Below are 16,542 nucleotides of genomic sequence, written 5' to 3' on the forward strand. Positions count from 1 at the left end.
CACCTGCATTGTTGAGGTTCCTGTGTCGCTGCCACCCCTGGTCGAGCCAGCTGCTGAGCTCACCGTCGATGAGGTCCGCAGGTACTCCCGCCACCTGATCATCCCGGATGTCGGGATGGACGGACAGAAGCGGCTGAAGAACGCGAAGGTGCTCTGCGTCGGAGCCGGGGGCCTCGGCTCGCCGGCTCTGATGTACATGGCCGCGGCCGGTGTGGGCACGCTCGGCATCGTCGAGTTCGACGAGGTCGACGAGTCGAACCTGCAGCGTCAGGTCATCCACAGCCAGGCCGACATCGGCAAGTCCAAGGCCCAGTCGGCCAAGGAGACCGTGCAGGGGATCAACCCCCTGGTGAACGTGGTCCTTCACGAGGAGCGGCTCGAAGCCGACAACGTGATGGACATCTTCGCGCAGTACGACCTGATCGTGGACGGCACGGACAACTTCGCCACCCGCTATCTCGTCAACGACGCCGCGGTCCTGCTGAACAAGCCGTACGTCTGGGGCTCGATCTACCGCTTCGACGGCCAGGCGTCCGTCTTCTGGTCCGAGCACGGCCCCTGCTACCGCTGCCTCTACCCGGAGCCGCCGCCCCCCGGCATGGTTCCGTCCTGCGCCGAGGGCGGTGTCCTTGGCGTGCTCTGCGCGTCCATCGGCTCCATCCAGGTCAACGAGGCCATCAAGCTGCTCGCCGGCATCGGTGACCCGCTGGTCGGCCGTCTGATGATCTACGACGCGCTGGAGATGCAGTACCGCCAGGTCAAGGTCCGCAAGGACCCCGACTGCGCGGTTTGCGGCGAGAACCCCACCGTCACCGAGCTCATCGACTACGAGGCCTTCTGCGGCGTCGTGTCCGAGGAGGCCCAGGAGGCGGCGGCCGGTTCCACGATCACTCCCAAGCAGCTCAAGGAGTGGATCGACGGCGACGAGAAGATCGAGATCATCGACGTCCGCGAGCCGAACGAGTACGAGATCGTCGCGATCCCGGGCTCCCGGCTGGTCCCGAAGAACGAGTTCCTGATGGGCAACGCCCTCCAGGACCTCCCGCAGGACAGGCGCATCGTCCTGAACTGCAAGACCGGTGTCCGCAGCGCCGAGGTCCTCGCGGTCCTCAAGTCGGCGGGCTTCGCCGACGCGGTGCACGTCGGCGGCGGCGTCATCGGCTGGGTCCACCAGATCGAGCCCGAGAAGCCGGTCTACTAGACCCGCGACGTGATGCGCGAAGGGCCGGCCCTCACCGGGGCCGGCCCTTTCGCGTGTCCGAGCGCTCCCCTGACAGGGCTCAGGAGCAGGTGCGCCCGTCCGCCGGGACCTTCCCCTCCAGGAAGTAGGCGTCGACCAACGAGGTCACGCAGGCGCTCTCGCCGTACGAGCCATGGCCCTCACCCCTGTTGGTCACCATCACGCCGACCCCCTCGCCCAGCTCGTCCGCCATCCGCCGCGCGCCCTCGTACGGGGTCGCCGGGTCGCCGGTCGTGCCGATGACGAGGATCGGCGCGGCGCCCGGGGCGCTCGCCTCCGGGGTGTCGTGCTCGCCCTCGACCGGCCACCCCGCGCACCAGCCCGCCGTGTCCCAGGCCAGGAACGGGCCGAAGACCGGTGACAGCTTCCGGAACTCGGGGAGCAGCGCCCGGGCCTCGCCCGCCGTCGGCCGCGCCTTGGCGTCGGCGCAGGAGATCGCCCGCTGGGAGTGGCTCTGGGTGTCGTAGTGCCCGCTCCGGTCCCGGCCGTTGTACGAGTCGGCCAGCGCGAGCAGCCGGTCGCCCTTGCCGCTGTTCTCCGCCTCGTCGAGCGCGGCCGTGAGGGTGGGCCAGCCGCTCTTCGAGTACAGGGGGGCCACGATGCCGATGACGGCGAGCGATTCGTTGAGCTCGCGCCCGGAGGAGGTCGGCAGCGGGGCCGTGTCGATCCGCTCCAGCAGCCCGGCTATCCGCCGGGTGCCCGCCGCAGGGTCCTGACCGCGGTCCTCCAGGTAGTTCTCCAGGGCCCGCTGGAACCCCGTCGCCTGGTTACGGGCGTGGCCCACCGAATCCGCCGTCGGGTCGACGACGGCGTCCAGCACGACCCTTCCCACGGTCTCCGGGAAGAGGTGCGCATAGGTCCCGCCGAGCTCCGTGCCGTACGAGATGCCGAAGTACGAGAGCTTCTCGTCGCCGAGTGCGCGGCGGATCGCGTCCATGTCCCGGGCGGCGTTCGCCGTGCCGACGTGGGGGAGCAAGGTGCCGGAGAGCCGCGCGCAGCCGGCTCCGAAGTCCGTGGCGTCCGCGAGGAACGCGGCCTCCTCCGCCGGGGTGTCCGGGGTCATGTCGATCTCGCGGTTGGCCGACTCCTGCTCCTCGTCGCCGCGGCAGCGGACCCCCGCACTGGCCGCGACCCCGCGCGGGTCGAACCCGACCAGGTCGTAGCGGGTGTTGAGCTCGCGGTACGAGGAGGCGGCGCGCGGCAGGATGCCGACTCCCGAGCCGCCGGGACCGCCGAAGTTGAACAGCATCGAGCCGAGCCGTTCACTCTTCCTGGTGGCCGATTTGCGGATCAGCGCGATGCCGATGGTCTCCCCGTCCGGCCGCGCGTGGTCCAGGGGGACGTCGAGCGTGGCGCACCGCCAGGCGGGACCCGGCGCCGTGCCGCCCTCCGGGGCGCCGCAGCGCTTCCAGTCCAGGGGCCGGGCCGGGGCGGGCGCCCCGGACGCTTTCCCTGAGGCTCCCGGCGAGGAGCCCTTCGACGACGTCTGCGGCGTCGCCGGTCCGTCGTCACAGCCCGCGAGGACCGCCGTCACCAGCAGCAGGGCCGCCGCGCCTCCGCGGGCCCGTCCCCGTACGCGCATGCGCGCTCCCTCCCCCGTGCCCGGAGGCCGCTGCCGGGAGCGGTCCGGGTGTCACCGATGTCCGGCCGTTCAACGAGCGGTCACTCGCAGACCGTTCCCGACTTCGGGACCTTCCCTTCGAGCAGATAGCCGTCCACGGCCCGCTGCACACAGGTGCTGCCGCCGTTGTACGCCCCGTGGCCCTCGCCCTTGTAGGTGAGCTCGATCCCGACGCCCTTGCCGAGCTCGGTGGCCATCGCCTTCGCCCCGGCGTACGGCGTCGCCGGGTCCCCGGTGTTGCCGATGACCAGGATCGGGGCCGAACCGGGCGCGCTGACGTCCGGGTTCTCCCAGGCGCCCGCGACGGGCCAGCCGGTGCAGGCCATCAGCCCCCAGCCGAGGTAGTCGCCGAACACGGGGGAGGCCTTGCGGAATTCGGGGAGCGCCTTCCTGGTCTGCTCCAGGGTGAACCGCTGCTTGGAGTCCGCGCAGTTGATGGCGGTGTTGGCCGCGTTCGAGTTGTCGTAGTGACCGTCCTCGGAGCGGCCGTTCAGCGAGTCGGCGAGGGCGAGCAGCAGTCCGCCGTTCTTGCCGTCCGCCTCGTCGAGGCCCTGTTCGAGCAGCGGCCAGGTCTCCTTGGAGTAGAGGGCCGACGCGATGCCGGTGGTGGCCTGGGTCTCGGTCAGCTCCCGGTCGCCGAGGCCCGGTACGGGCTTCTTCTCCAGCTTGGCGAGGAGGGCGGCGATCCAGTCCTGGACCTCCTTCGACGTGGCCCCGGGGAGCTTGCAGTCGTCGCGCTCGGCGCAGTCGGCGGAGAAGTTGTCCAGGGCGAGCTGGAAGCCCTCGGCCTGGCCGAGCGAGGACTCCAGGGAGTCCTCCGTCGGGTCGACGACCGCGTCCAGGACGGCCCGGCCGACCTTCTTGGGATACAGGTGGGCGTAGACACCGCCGAGTTCGGTGCCGTACGAGATCCCGAAGTAGTACAGCTTGTCGTCGCCGAGCACCTCGCGCAGCAGATCCATGTCCCGGGCCGCGTTCGTCGTGCCGACGTAGGGCAGCTCGTCCCCGGAGTTCTCCTCGCAGTCCGCGATGTAGGACTTCTGGTCGGCGGCGAACGCCTTCTCCTCCTCGGCGTCGTCCGGGGTCCCGTCCTGCTCGTAACGCTTGTCCAGCGTGCTGTCGTCCGAGCACTCGACGCCCTCGCTGCGGCCGACCCCACGCGGGTCGAAGCTCACCAGGTCGTAGCGGGTGCGGAGCGCGTCGTACGCGGTGCCGAAGGAGGGCAGGGTGGCCACACCGGAGCCGCCGGGGCCGCCGAAGTTGAAGATCAGCGAACCGATCCGCTTGTCCTTGTTCCTGGCGGCGGCACGGATGAGGGCCAGCTCGATGGTCCGGCCCTCGGGGTCCGCGTAGTCGAGGGGTACGTCCATGAAGGAGCACTCCCAGGACGTCCCGCCCGGCAGTGGCGAGGGGGACGTACCGCTGCCCTGGGACCGGCTGGGCGGCGGACACGCCTTCCAGTCGAGCTTCTGGGAGGTCAGCTCCTTCGTCGTGGCCGTGGGGGACGCCGTAGAGGCGGCCGTCGGCGTCGACCGCTCCGTGCCTCCGTCGTCACCGTCGTCCGAACAGGCGGCCAGTGGCAGCAGCACGGTGGCGGTGGCGGCGAGGGCGGCGGCACGCAGAGCGGGGGAGGTCCTCATGGATCCATCGTGCGGCGGAGCGCGAGGGAGCGCGCGGGGCGCGGTCCATGCGAGTGGCGCGCCCCGCGCGTGTGTTCTAGAGCTCGCCCTTGCGGGTCAGCTGGTTGAAGCAGATCCAGCCGGGGAGCACCGGCAGCCACAGCGTCATCACGCGGTACAGCAGCACGGCCGGCGCGGCGACCTCCTTCGGCAGGCCCACCGCGATCAGCCCCAGGGTCAGCGCGCCCTCGACCGCGCCCATACCGCCCGGGGTGGGCGCCGCGGATCCCAGCGCGTTGCCCGCGAGGAAGACCACCGCGATGCTGGCGTAACTGAGCTGGGGGACGTCGGGACCGCTGAACGCACGGATCGACGCGTCGAGACAGAGCACGAACAGCCCGGTCAGCAGCAGCATGCCGCCGATGCCAGTGACGAGCTTCTGCGGGCGCTGCACCACGTCGAGCATGCGGGGCACGACGCCGGCGAACAGTGACCGGACGCGGGTGACGACGAACTTCCGCAGGAACGGGATCGCGGTCACCACCAGCACGAGCACGGCGACCGTGAGGAGGCCCGCGATGACCGTCCTGGACGGGGTGAGCGAGTCCGGGGTCTTCTCCGTACCGGTCAGATACCCGAAGAGCGCGAGCAGCAGGATGTGGCAGCCGAGACCGAACAGCTGGGACGCGCCCACGCTCGCGACGGCGAGCCCCGGGCGCACTCCGGCGCGTTGCAGGAAGCGCGTGTTCAGCGCCACACCGCCCACCGCCGCCGGGGCCACGATCTTCACGAACGACCCGGCGACCTGGGCCAGCACCGTCTTGCCGAACGCCACCCGTTCGGGCACGAAGCCGAGGAGGCTCATGGCCGCGGCGATGTAGCTCAGGGCCGAGAAGCCCAGCGCCGCCGCCACCCAGCCCCACTCGGCCTGCTCCACGACCGTGCCGAAGTCGGCCTCGGTGACCTGGGAGATCAGGAAGTACGCGGCGATGGAACCCGCGATGAAGCTGAACAGGGTGCGGGGCTTGATGCGCTCCAGGCGGACCGGTTCGACCGGCGCCTGCGGCCTGATCAGCAGCACCTGGCGGCGGATCTGGGCCAGCATGTCCTCCTCGCGGGCCTCTTCCAGGGCATCGTCTATCGCCCGCTTCTCGGCCTGCTTCTCCGTGCGCAGCGACTTGCGGGCGGCCTTGCGGTCGTTGGCTGCCTCGCCCTGTTCCTCCGCCCTGCTCTGCTTCGCCGCCTGCGAGGCCTCCAGCACCGCCTCGCGCTCACGCTGCGAACGCTCCCGGGCGAGCCTGCGCAGCGTCGCCCGGGTGGAGCGGCTCAGCGCGATCGGCTGGAGCAGCGGCAGACAGTCGGCGACGGCGTCGGGGCCGAGGACGGCGAGCGCCCCCTCGACGGCCCGTTCCGCGCCCACCCGCAGACCGGTGGTGGTGAGCAGCTGGGCGACGTCCATGCGCAGGACCAGGTCACCGGCGGCGATCTCGCCGCCCCGCAGGTCGGTGACGAACACCTTGCCGGAACCGTCCACGAGGATGGCGTCCCCGGTGAGCCTGCGGTGCGCGATCCGCCGCGACTGGAGCGCCTGCACCTGCCGCCAGGCGCCCCGCACCAGGTCGTCGGTGATCTCCTCGTCCTCCATGGCGTCCAGCGAGCGCCCGCCGATGTGCTCGTAGACGAGCATCACGGCGTCGGGTCCGAGCTCGGACGTGGCGATCAGCTTCGGCGCGTTGGCCCCGGCCGCGATCGCCGCGTACGCGAGGAGCGCCTCCTGCTCCAGGGCCTGGCGCAGGGACAGGATGGAGCGGCGCTGGGTGATGCTGCGCAGGGTGAGTCTGCGCCACACCCGGTAGAAGAACCCCTGGGCCTGCTGTTCACGGTCGACGACCGTGACGTCCAGCGGTGGTCCGTCCTCCAGGGTCACCAGATAGCGCCGGCCCCGGTCGCTCTGGTCGATGTTGTCGGGGGCGTCCTCGGTGCGCATCGCGGCGACCGGACGGAAGCCGACGTGACGCAGACCGGCCATCAGGTGCTGGCCGGTCGGACGGACGTTCGGCGAGCCGACGGCGTACAGCGTGCCGTACGCGACGGTCCAGCCGATCAGCACGGTGAGCACGATCGAGAACGGGGTGGTGTAGCCGCCGACCAGCATCGCGAAGGCGTCCAGGAGCAGCACCACCCACAGGACGACCCGCCAGCGCGGTCTGCGCGCCATCCCGACCGCCGTCATATACGCGATGACGGGAGCGAGATAGCCGTGCACGGGATCGGTGAGCGCGTCCCCGGGCTGTGGCTGGGTCAGGGCGTCCCGGATCGTCCCGGACGCCGAGCGGGCCACCCAGAGATCGGTGGCCAGGGTCACCCCGTGCGCCAGTACGGCGGCGAGCACCCCGTCCGCGATCCGCAGCCCGTCGCGCTTCACCAGACGCTCGATCGCGAAGGCGACCGGGACGAGGAGCACGGCGATGCTGGACACCAGGCCCGCGAGCTTGATCAGCAGGTCGGGGGCCTGGTCGGTGCCCTTGGAGATGTCGTCCTCGAGGCCCGTGGTGGTCCCCTGGGCGAACGCGGCGACGGAGAACAGCAGAGCGATCGCGAGGACGCCGATGAGGAGCCGCAGCAGATCGGAGGGGCGGTGGACCCGGGCCGGCAGCAGGGGCTCGTCGCCCGACACACGGTCGGTCAGGCCCGTGTCCGCCGACGCGAGGGTCGAGCCCGCGAGGGGCTCCCGGGGCTGCCCTGGGGCCGGCTCGGGGGTCTCCCCGGAATCCGGGGCACCAGGGGCGTCGGGCGCGTCCGGGCGCGACTCGGCATCAGAGGCGCCCGCCGCCTTCGGTGGCTGCACGCCCTGCTCCTTAGCCTCTGAAGAATCTTCGTGTTCTCGTATCACCGGTCACCGCCCGCATGATGGTGGCACGGCCTGCAGACAGAGGGGGGCATCAGGGTGCATTGCGCGGGCGCGATGCGCAACATACGCTGCTCCGCCCCCGCGTGCACGGTGTGTGACCAGGACGACACCGTGCGGGCCCGGTTGTCGGTGGCGTACGGCAGGATGGGACGGATGAGCGAGGACCGGACGAGAGGCCGCAGCCGGCCGGGGGACGAGCCCCCCGGGCCCGAGACCGCCGAGCTGCCCGTCTACGCGGAGCGGGTGCTGGACGTGGCGGACCTGATCCCGCCCGGCCACGTCATGACGTACGGCGATGTCGCCGAGTGGCTCGGCGACGGCGGGCCGAGACAGGTCGGCCGGGTGATGGCCCTGTACGGCTCCGCGGTCCCCTGGTGGCGTGTCGTGCGCGCCGACGGGGTGCTGCTGCCGGGCCACGAACTGCGGGCGCTCGGCCACTACCGCGAGGAGGGCACACCGCTGAGAGCGGCCCCGCGCGACGCGGACGGGCACGTTCCGCGCCTCGACATGAAGCGCGCCCGATGGGACGGCGTGACCGGTGGACCGGGCGACGAAGCTCACACCTGACAGCTTCCGCCATCGTGCGCCGCCGGGGCGGGTGCCCGGCCGGTGAACGGCACGCACCGGCGTGCCGGGCCCACCGTGTGACGAGGGACGCGGCCCATGGCCCCATGTCCGCCCCGCCGCTGGCGTAGCGTCGTCCACACGCGGCACGCTCCGCTCCCTCATCCGTTCCGTCATGACCGGGCCGTCGCACCGGGGCCCTCAGTACCCTCCGGCACCAGCGGCCGGCACACCCGGGCCCGTCACCCCATGGCGGGCCACCGCGCAGACCGAGTACACCCACCAGGACCGGCGATCCACGTGAGCTCCTCCTTCACCACCCGGAACGGCCCGCACCGCCAGGCACGGCGGCGGGCCCCGGGCGCGTACCGGCTGGTGCGCACCCCGCCGGGCTCCGTGGAGCCCCCTCTCCTGGACGCACCGCAGCGCGCCGTGGTTGACCACCGGGACGGCCCGCTGCTGGTCCTCGCCGGACCCGGCACGGGCAAGACCACGACGCTCGTCGAGGCGGTCGCCCGGCGGGTGGCCGACGGGACCGATCCCGCCCGCATCCTCGTCCTCACCTTCAGCCGCAAGGCGGCGGTCGAACTGCGCGACCGGATGGCGGCCCGGCTCGGCGGTGTCCGGGGTCCGCAGGCCACCACCTTCCACTCGTACTGCTACGCCCTGGTCCGCGCCCACCAGGACGCCGACCTCTTCGCCGATCCGCTGCGGCTGCTCTCCGGGCCCGAGCAGGACGTCACCGTCCGTGAACTCCTCGCCGGCCAGCTCGGTCTCGAACAGGCAGGGCTCGCCCATGTCCGCTGGCCGGACGAGCTGCGGGCCTGCCTGACCACCCGGGGCTTCGCCGACGAGGTGCGCGCGGTGCTGGCCCGCAGCCGTGAGCTGGGCCTCGGCCCCGACGCGCTGGCCGCCTTCGCCCGCCGTACGGGCCGCCCGGACTGGAGCGCCGCCGCCCAGTTCCTCGCCGAGTACCTGGACGTCCTCGACGCCCAGGGCGTCCTCGACTACGCGGAACTGGTCCACCGGGCGGTCCTGCTCGCCGAACAGCCGGAGGTGGCGGCGGCGCTGGCCCGGAGCTACGACGTGGTGTTCGTCGACGAGTACCAGGACACCGACCCCGCCCAGGTGCGGCTGCTGCACGCACTGGCCGGGAACCGGGGCGCGGCCGCGCCGGGCACCGGCGGAGGCCGCACGCTGATCGCCTTCGGCGACCCCGACCAGTCGATCTACGCCTTCCGGGGCGCCGATGTGAACGGCATCCTCGACTTCCCGGACACCTTCCGCCGCGCCGACGGCGCTCCCGCCCCCGTCGGGGTCCTCACCACCTCGCGACGCTCCGGGGCGATGCTGCTCGATGCCACCCGGAAGCTCACCCGCCGGATGCCGCTCACCCGCCTGCCCTCGGACAAGGTCCGGGCGCACCGCGAGCTGGCCGCCGTGCGCGGTGGCGGCCGGGTCGAGGCGTACACCTATCCGACGCCCTCCACCGAGCTGGAGAACATCGCCGACCTGCTCCGGCGCGCGCACCTGGAGGAGGGCGTGCCCTGGCGCGACATGGCGGTCCTCGTACGCGCCGGCGGGCGTTCCATCCCTGCCGTGCGCCGGGCGCTCACCTCCGCCGGAGTCCCCCTGGAGGTGGACGGCGACGATCTTCCGCTGCGCCATGAGCCGGCGGTCGCCCCGCTCCTGACCGCGCTGCGCACCGTCGCCACGGCGGCACTGCGCCCCGCCGCGCCCGAGGACACGGAGGAGGAGAGCGGCCCGGCGGCACCCGGCCCGCTCGACACCGAGACCGCCCTCGCCCTCCTCGCCTCTCCGCTCGGCTCCATGGACGCCGCCGACCTGCGCCGCCTCGGCCGCGCCCTGCGCGACGAGGAACGGGCCGCCGGGAACCGCGTACCGCCGCCGTCCGGGGAACTGCTGGCCCGGGCGCTCGCCGAGCCCGAGCGGCTGGTCACCCACGACCCGGCGTACGCCCGGGGCGCACAGCGGCTCGGCGCGCTCCTGCGCAGGGCCACCGAGCTCCTGGAGTCAGGCGGCACCGCCGAAGAGGCCCTGTGGACCCTGTGGAACGGCACCCCCTGGCCCGGCCGGCTGGAGCGGGCGGCGCTGCGCGGCGGCGCGGGCGGCCGGAACGCCGACCGGGACCTCGACGCCGTATGCGCCCTCTTCGACACCGCGGCACGCGCCGAGGAGCGCACCGGGGGACGCGGCGCGCTCAACTTCCTGGAGGAGGTCGACGCCCAGGACATCGCCGCCGACACCCTGTCCCGCCGTGCCGTACGCCCCGACGCCGTACGCCTGATGACCGCGCACCGCTCCAAGGGGCTGGAATGGCGCCTGGTGGTCGTCGCCGGGGTGCAGGAGGGGCTCTGGCCCGACCTGCGCCGCCGGGGATCGCTCCTGGAGGCGGACCGGATCGGGCGCGACGGCCTGGCCGAACCGCTCACCCCGGGGGCGCTCCTGGCCGAGGAGCGCCGCCTGTTCTACGTGGCCGCGACCCGGGCCCGTGACCGTCTGATCGTCACCGCGGTCAAGGCACCCGCCGACGACGGCGACCAGCCCTCCCGCTTCCTCACCGAGCTCGGCACCGAGCCCCGGGACGTCACCGGCCGCCCCCGCCGGCCGCTCGCGGTGGCCTCGCTCGTCGCCGAGCTCCGGGCGACGACCGTCGACCCCGCAGCCTCGGAGGCCCTGCGCGACGCAGCCGCGCACCGGCTCGCCCGGCTCGCCGCGCTCACCGACGACGAGGGCCAGCCGCTCGTGCCCGCGGCCCACCCGTACCGCTGGTGGGGGCTGGAGGAGCCGACCCGCTCCGAGGTGCCGCTGCGTGACAGGGACCACCCCGTCGCGCTCTCCGGGAGCGCGCTCGACCAGCTCGCCAACACCTGCGCCCTCCAGTGGTTCCTCGGCCGCGAGGTCAAGGCCGACGCCCCGGCGACGGCGGCCCAGGGCTTCGGCAACGTGGTCCACGTGCTCGCCGACGAGGTGGCCTCCGGACGTACCGCCGCCGACCTGGACGTCCTGATGGAGCGCCTGGACTCCGTATGGGACGGCCTGGTCTTCGACGCCCCCTGGAAGTCGTCGCAGGAGAAGGACCAGGCGCGCGCGGCCCTGGAACGCTTCCTGCGCTGGCACGTCATGGACCGGGCGGGCCGCACCCCCACCGCCAGCGAACACGACTTCGACGTCACCCTCGAAGCGGGCGAGTACGCCGTACGGATCCGGGGCTCCATGGACCGGGTCGAACAGGACACCGAGGGCCGGGCGTACGTCGTCGACTTCAAGACGGGCAAGGGCGCGCCGACCAAGGACGAGGTCGCCTCCCACTCCCAGCTCGCCGTGTACCAGCTGGCGGTCAGGGAAGGCGCCGTCGACGAGGTCTTCGACGGCCGCCGCCCGGAGGCGGGCGGGGCCGAACTCGTCCAGCTGCGGCAGCCCGCCCCGAAGAAGGAGGGCGGGGACGCCCTTCCCAAGGTGCAGGCCCAGGAACCCCTCTCCGGGGAGTGGGTCTCCGACCTGCTGGCCACGGCGGCCGGGCGCGTCCTGGACGAACGGTTCACCCCCACGACCGGCCAGCACTGCACCCACTGCGCCTTCAAGGCGTCGTGCAGCGCACAGCCCGAGGGTCGGCAGATCATCGAATGATCTTCCCGGTGTAATCCGCGCGGGACCGCGTTGTCGGTGGGGCCGGTTAGCCTTCCTGGGGTGTCCTCCCGTATCACCGATCCCGAGCAGCTCAAGGAGCTCCTCGGGATCCCCTTCACCCCGGAGCAGACGGCCTGCATCACCGCGCCGCCCGCCCCGCAGGTGATCGTGGCCGGAGCCGGGTCGGGCAAGACCACGGTGATGGCAGCCCGGGTCGTCTGGCTGGTCGGGACCGGACAGGTCGCCCCCGAGCAGGTCCTCGGTCTGACCTTCACGAACAAGGCCGCCGGTGAGCTCGCCGAGCGCGTCCGCAGGGCCCTCGTCGCGGCCGGGGTCACCGACCCCGACGTCATCGACCCGGACAACCCCCCGGGCGAACCCAGCATCTCGACCTACCACGCCTTCGCCGGCCGGCTCCTCACCGACCACGGCCTGCGGATCGGCCTCGAACCCACCACCCGACTCCTTGCCGACGCCACCCGCTACCAGCTCGCCGCCCGGGTGCTGCGCGAGGCACCCGGCCCCTACCCGGCGCTGACCCGGTCCTTCCCCACCCTCGTCAGCGACCTGCTCGCCCTGGACGCCGAGCTCGCCGAACACCTCGTACGCCCCGAACAGCTCGCGGAGCACGACACCGAGCTCCTGGCGGAGCTGGAGAGCGCCCGGCTCACCAACGCCGAGCTGCGCAAGCTCCCCGAGACGGCCGTGGCCCGCCGCGAGCTCCTCGGACTGACCCGGCGCTACCGTGCGGCCAAACGCAGCCGGGACCTCCTCGACTTCGGCGACCAGATCGCCCTCTCCGCCGAGCTGGCCCTCACCCGCCCCGAGGTCGGCGCCATCCTCCGCGACGAGTTCCGGGTCGTCCTGCTCGACGAGTACCAGGACACCTCGGTCGCCCAGCGACTGCTGCTCTCCGCGCTCTTCGGCAGCGGGCCCTCGGGCCGTACCGGCCACGCCGTCACCGCCGTCGGTGACCCCTGCCAGGCGATCTACGGCTGGCGCGGCGCCTCGGTGGCCAACCTCGACGACTTCCCGCAGCACTTCCCGCACGCCGACGGAACCCCCGCCACCCGCTACTCCCTCAGCGAGAACCGCCGCAGCGGCGGACGTCTCCTGCACCTTGCCAACGGCCTCGCCGAACCGCTGCGCGCCATGCACGAGGGCGTCGAGGCCCTGCGCCCCGCACCCGGGGCCGAGCGGGACGGCACGGTCCGGTGCGCCCTCCTGCGCACCCACGCCGAGGAGATCGACTGGCTCGGCGACTCGCTCGCCCACCTCGTACGGACCGGAAGGGCGCCCGGGGAGATCGCCGTCCTGTGCCGGACCGCCGGAGACTTCCCCCGCATCCAGGCCGCCCTCGTCGCCCGGGACATCCCGGTCGAGGTCGTCGGCCTGTCCGGACTGCTGCACCTCCCCGAGGTCGCCGACCTCGTCGCCGTCTGCGAGGTCCTCCAGGACCCCGGCGCCAACGCCTCCCTCGTCCGGCTGCTCACCGGACCGCGCTGGCGCATCGGGCCCCGGGACCTCGCGCTCCTGGGGCGCCGCGCCCGCCTCCTCGTCCACCGCTCCACCGCCGGTGACGACGCCGATCCGGACCTGCGGCTGGCCGAGGCCGTCGAGGGCGTCGACCCCGCCGAGGTGATCTCGCTCGCCGACGCCCTCGACACCTTCCTGGAGTCCGGCGGGGCCGAGGACGACCAGCTGCCCTTCTCCGCCGAGGCGCGGGTGCGCTTCGCCCGCCTCGCCACCGAGCTCCGCGACCTCCGCCGCTCGCTCGCCGACCCCCTCATGGACGTACTGCACCGCGTCCTCGCGACGACAGGCCTCGAAGTGGAGCTCTCCGCGTCGCCGCACGCCCTGGCCGCACGCCGGCGTGAGACCCTCGCCAACTTCCTGGACGTCGCGGCCGGCTTCGCCGCGGTGGACGGGGAGGCGAGCCTCCTCGCCTTCCTCGGATTCCTGCGCACCGCCGCGCAGTACGAGAAGGGCCTGGACAACGCCCTGCCCGGCGGCGAGAACACCGTGAAGGTCCTCACCGCCCACAAGTCCAAGGGCCTGGAATGGGACGTCGTCGCCGTCCCCGGCCTCGTCGGCGGCCAGTTCCCCAGCACGCAGTCCCGGGACGCGTGGACCTCGCAGTCCCAGGTCCTCCCGCACGCCCTGCGCGGCGACGCGGCCACGCTCCCCGCCCTCCACTCCTTCGACGCCAAGGGCCTCAAGGCATTCAAGGAGGAGCTGAAGGGACATCAGCACACCGAGGAGCTCCGCCTCGGCTACGTCACCTTCACCCGCCCCCGCAGCCTGCTGCTGGGCTCAGGCCACTGGTGGGGCCCCTCCCAGAAGAAGCCCCGCGGCCCGTCCGCCTTCCTGGACGCGCTGTACGAGCACTGCGCGGCAGGGCACGGCGAGATCGAGGTCTGGGCGGACGAGCCCGGGGAGGACGAGGAGAACCCGGCGCTCCAGGAGAAGGACGCCGACCAGGCCTGGCCGCTGCCGCTCGACGACACCGCCATGGCACGCCGCCGCGCCGCCCGGGACACGGTGCTGGCGCACCTGGAGGCCCTGGCGGCCACGCCCGTACCGGACGCGTACGAGGAGCCGCTGTACGAGCGCGCGGAGCCTCCGTACGAGGACGGGCCCGAGGAGCCGCCGTACGAGGACGAGGTGCCGCCGTACGACGAGGCGGACGCCCCGTTCGACGACCCCTTCCCGGACGGCGAGCCCGTCGCTCCTGCCGACGGCACACAGCCGCCGCCCGCGCCCCCGTCCCCGGGCGGCGCCGTGCCCCACGTACCCGCTGCCCGTGCCCCGGCGGACGCCGACCTCACCCCGGAGGAGTCCCGCACCCTCGCCTCCTGGGACCGCGACCTCGACGCCCTCGCCGGTGAGCTGCGGCGTGCCCGCGCGGCCGTGCGCGACGTCGTCGTACCCGCCACGCTCTCCGCCACCCAGCTCCTGCACCTCGCCGACGACCCCGAGGGCTTCGCGCGGGAGCTCGCCCGCCCCATGCCGCGCCCCCCGCAGCCGGCGGCCCGCCGGGGGACCCGCTTCCACGCCTGGGTGGAGTCCCGCTTCGAGGAGCTCCCCCTGCCCATGCTGGGCCCCGACGAACTCCCCGGGGGCGACGGGAGCGACGCGGAGATCGCCGACGAGCAGGACCTCGCCGAGCTCAAGGAAGCCTTCGAACGCACCGCGTACGCCCGGCGCACTCCGTACCGCGTCGAGACACCGTTCCAGATCACGCTCGGAGGCCGGGTGATCCGCGGCCGGATCGACGCGGTCTACCGCACGGGGGAGACGTACGAGATCGTCGACTGGAAGACCAGCCGGCACCGCACGGCCGACCCGCTCCAGCTCGCCGTCTACCGGCTGGCCTGGGCCGAACTGCACGGCCTGCCGCTGGAAGCGGTCACGGCGACCTTCCTGTACGTACGTACGGGGGAGACGTCCCGTCCCGCCGGGCTGCCGGGCAGGGAGGAGCTGGAGCGGCTCCTGCTGGACGAGCCACCCCGTGAGGGCCGATAGGCTCATAAGCATGAGCGACACCCCGGACAGCGCCGTCCGTACGTACACCGAGCAGCACCGCGCAGCGTTCCTCGACGACCTTGCCGAGTGGCTGCGCATCCCGTCCGTATCGGCGCAGCCGGAGCACGACGGGGACGTACGGCGCAGTGCCGAGTGGCTGTCCGGCAAGCTCGCGGAGACCGGTTTCCCGGTCACCGAGATCTGGGAGACGCCCGGAGCCCCGGCGGTCTTCGCCGAGTGGCCCTCCGAGGACCCGGACGCACCGGTCGTCCTGGTCTACGGCCACCACGACGTGCAGCCCGCGGCCCGCGAGGACGGCTGGAGCACCGACCCGTTCGAGCCCGTGATCCGCGACGGCAGGATGTACGGACGCGGCGCTGCCGACGACAAGGGCCAGGTGTTCTTCCACACACTCGGCGTCCGCGCCCACCTCGCGGCGACCGGCCGCACGACGCCCGCAGTGCACCTCAAGCTCCTGGTCGAGGGCGAGGAGGAGTCCGGCTCCCCGCACTTCCGCGCGCTGGCCGAGGAGCGGGCCGCCCGTCTCGCGGCTGATGTCGTGATCGTCTCCGACACCGGCATGTGGGACGAGAACACCCCCACCGTCTGCACCGGTATGCGCGGCCTCGCGGAGTGCGAGATCGAGCTGCACGGCCCCGACCAGGACATCCACTCCGGTTCCTTCGGCGGCGCGGTGCCCAACCCCGCGACCGTCCTCGCCCGCCTCGTCGCCGCTCTCCACGACACGGAGGGCAGGGTCGCGGTCCCCGGCTTCTACGACGGCGTCACCGAACTCACCGCGGCCGAGCGGGCCCTCTTCGCCGAGCTGCCCTTCGACGAGTCCACCTGGCTGCGTACAGCCAGCTCGTACGCCACCGCGGGCGAGGCCGGCTACTCCACCCTGGAGCGCGTCTGGGCCCGCCCCACCGCCGAGGTCAACGGCATCGGCGGCGGTTACCAGGGGGCGGGCAGCAAGACCGTCATCCCCTCGTCGGCGCTGGTGAAGCTGAGCTTCCGGCTGGTCGCGGGCCAGGACCCGGAGCGGATCCAGGAGGCGGTCCGCACCTGGGCCGAGGCCCGGATCCCGGCCGGCATCCGGCACCGGATCACGTTCAGCCCCGCCACCCGCCCCTGTCTGACGCCCCTGGACCACCCCGCCCTCCAGGCGGTGGCCCGCGCCATGGGCCGGGCCTTCGGGACGAAGATCCTCTTCACCCGCGAGGGGGGCTCGGGACCCGCAGCCGACCTTCAGGACGTGCTCGGCGCACCCGTCCTCTTCCTGGGCATCTCCGTACCGTCCGACGGCTGGCACGGCCCCGACGAGAAGGTCGAGCTCGACCTCCTCCTCAAGGGCGTGGAGACCACCGCCCATCTGTGGGGCGAGCTGGCCGACGCACTCCGCTGAATCTCT

8 protein-coding genes are annotated in these 16,542 nt (G+C 73.0%); 5 read left to right on the top strand and 3 right to left on the bottom strand.

Annotation, left to right across the window (positions count from 1 at the left end; genetic code table 11):
* Window positions 1-22 precede the first annotated feature (22 nt).
* On the top strand, window positions 23-1,201 hold the full coding sequence (gene moeZ, locus ACIRD8_RS16145) for an adenylyltransferase/sulfurtransferase MoeZ (protein ID WP_147959389.1): 1,179 nt from the start codon (window positions 23-25) through the stop codon (window positions 1,199-1,201).
* A 79-nt stretch (window positions 1,202-1,280) separates the two neighbouring features.
* Here moeZ and ACIRD8_RS16150 read toward each other — a convergent pair whose 3' ends face one another.
* From ACIRD8_RS16150 to ACIRD8_RS16160, 3 genes are all read right to left on the bottom strand, one after another.
* On the bottom strand, window positions 1,281-2,822 hold the full coding sequence (locus ACIRD8_RS16150) for an alpha/beta hydrolase (RefSeq protein ID WP_403991042.1): 1,542 nt from the start codon (window positions 2,820-2,822) through the stop codon (window positions 1,281-1,283).
* Between the two features lie 80 nt (window positions 2,823-2,902).
* Window positions 2,903-4,501, bottom strand: coding sequence for an alpha/beta hydrolase (locus tag ACIRD8_RS16155; RefSeq protein WP_403991044.1), 1,599 nt, complete (start codon window positions 4,499-4,501; stop codon window positions 2,903-2,905).
* Between the two features lie 76 nt (window positions 4,502-4,577).
* Window positions 4,578-7,328: a lysylphosphatidylglycerol synthase domain-containing protein gene (locus ACIRD8_RS16160; RefSeq protein ID WP_403991047.1), complete on the bottom strand. Its 2,751-nt coding sequence runs from the start codon at window positions 7,326-7,328 to the stop codon at window positions 4,578-4,580.
* A gap of 216 nt (window positions 7,329-7,544) precedes the next feature.
* Between ACIRD8_RS16160 and ACIRD8_RS16165 the strand changes: the two genes are divergently transcribed.
* The 4 genes from ACIRD8_RS16165 (at window position 7,545) to ACIRD8_RS16180 (ending at window position 16,536) form a co-directional block, all read left to right on the top strand.
* Window positions 7,545-7,958 (top strand): MGMT family protein, encoded by a 414-nt coding sequence (locus ACIRD8_RS16165; RefSeq protein ID WP_403991050.1) that lies wholly within the window; start codon window positions 7,545-7,547, stop codon window positions 7,956-7,958.
* A gap of 297 nt (window positions 7,959-8,255) precedes the next feature.
* Complete coding sequence (locus tag ACIRD8_RS16170) at window positions 8,256-11,606, top strand: ATP-dependent helicase (RefSeq protein WP_403991053.1); 3,351 nt, start codon at window positions 8,256-8,258, stop codon at window positions 11,604-11,606.
* A 60-nt stretch (window positions 11,607-11,666) separates the two neighbouring features.
* Window positions 11,667-15,131 (top strand): UvrD-helicase domain-containing protein, encoded by a 3,465-nt coding sequence (locus ACIRD8_RS16175; protein ID WP_403991056.1) that lies wholly within the window; start codon window positions 11,667-11,669, stop codon window positions 15,129-15,131.
* A gap of 10 nt (window positions 15,132-15,141) precedes the next feature.
* The gene (locus ACIRD8_RS16180) at window positions 15,142-16,536 is read left to right on the top strand and encodes a dipeptidase (RefSeq protein ID WP_403991059.1); all 1,395 of its coding nucleotides are present in this window, start codon (window positions 15,142-15,144) and stop codon (window positions 16,534-16,536) included.
* Window positions 16,537-16,542 lie beyond the last annotated feature (6 nt).

The sequence above is a fragment of the Streptomyces sp. NPDC102451 genome, from assembly GCF_044765485.1.
Taxonomy (GTDB): domain Bacteria; phylum Actinomycetota; class Actinomycetes; order Streptomycetales; family Streptomycetaceae; genus Streptomyces.

Bases quoted from the DNA above. Each gene is read 5' to 3' on its own strand.
- ACIRD8_RS16150 (WP_403991042.1), bottom strand. From the start codon at position 2,822: ATGCGCGTACGGGGACGGGCCCGCGGAGGCGCGGCGGCCCTGCTGCTG.
- ACIRD8_RS16155 (WP_403991044.1), bottom strand. From the start codon at position 4,501: ATGAGGACCTCCCCCGCTCTGCGTGCCGCCGCCCTCGCCGCCACCGCC.
- ACIRD8_RS16165 (WP_403991050.1), top strand. From the start codon at position 7,545: ATGAGCGAGGACCGGACGAGAGGCCGCAGCCGGCCGGGGGACGAGCCC.
- ACIRD8_RS16180 (WP_403991059.1), top strand. From the start codon at position 15,142: ATGAGCGACACCCCGGACAGCGCCGTCCGTACGTACACCGAGCAGCAC.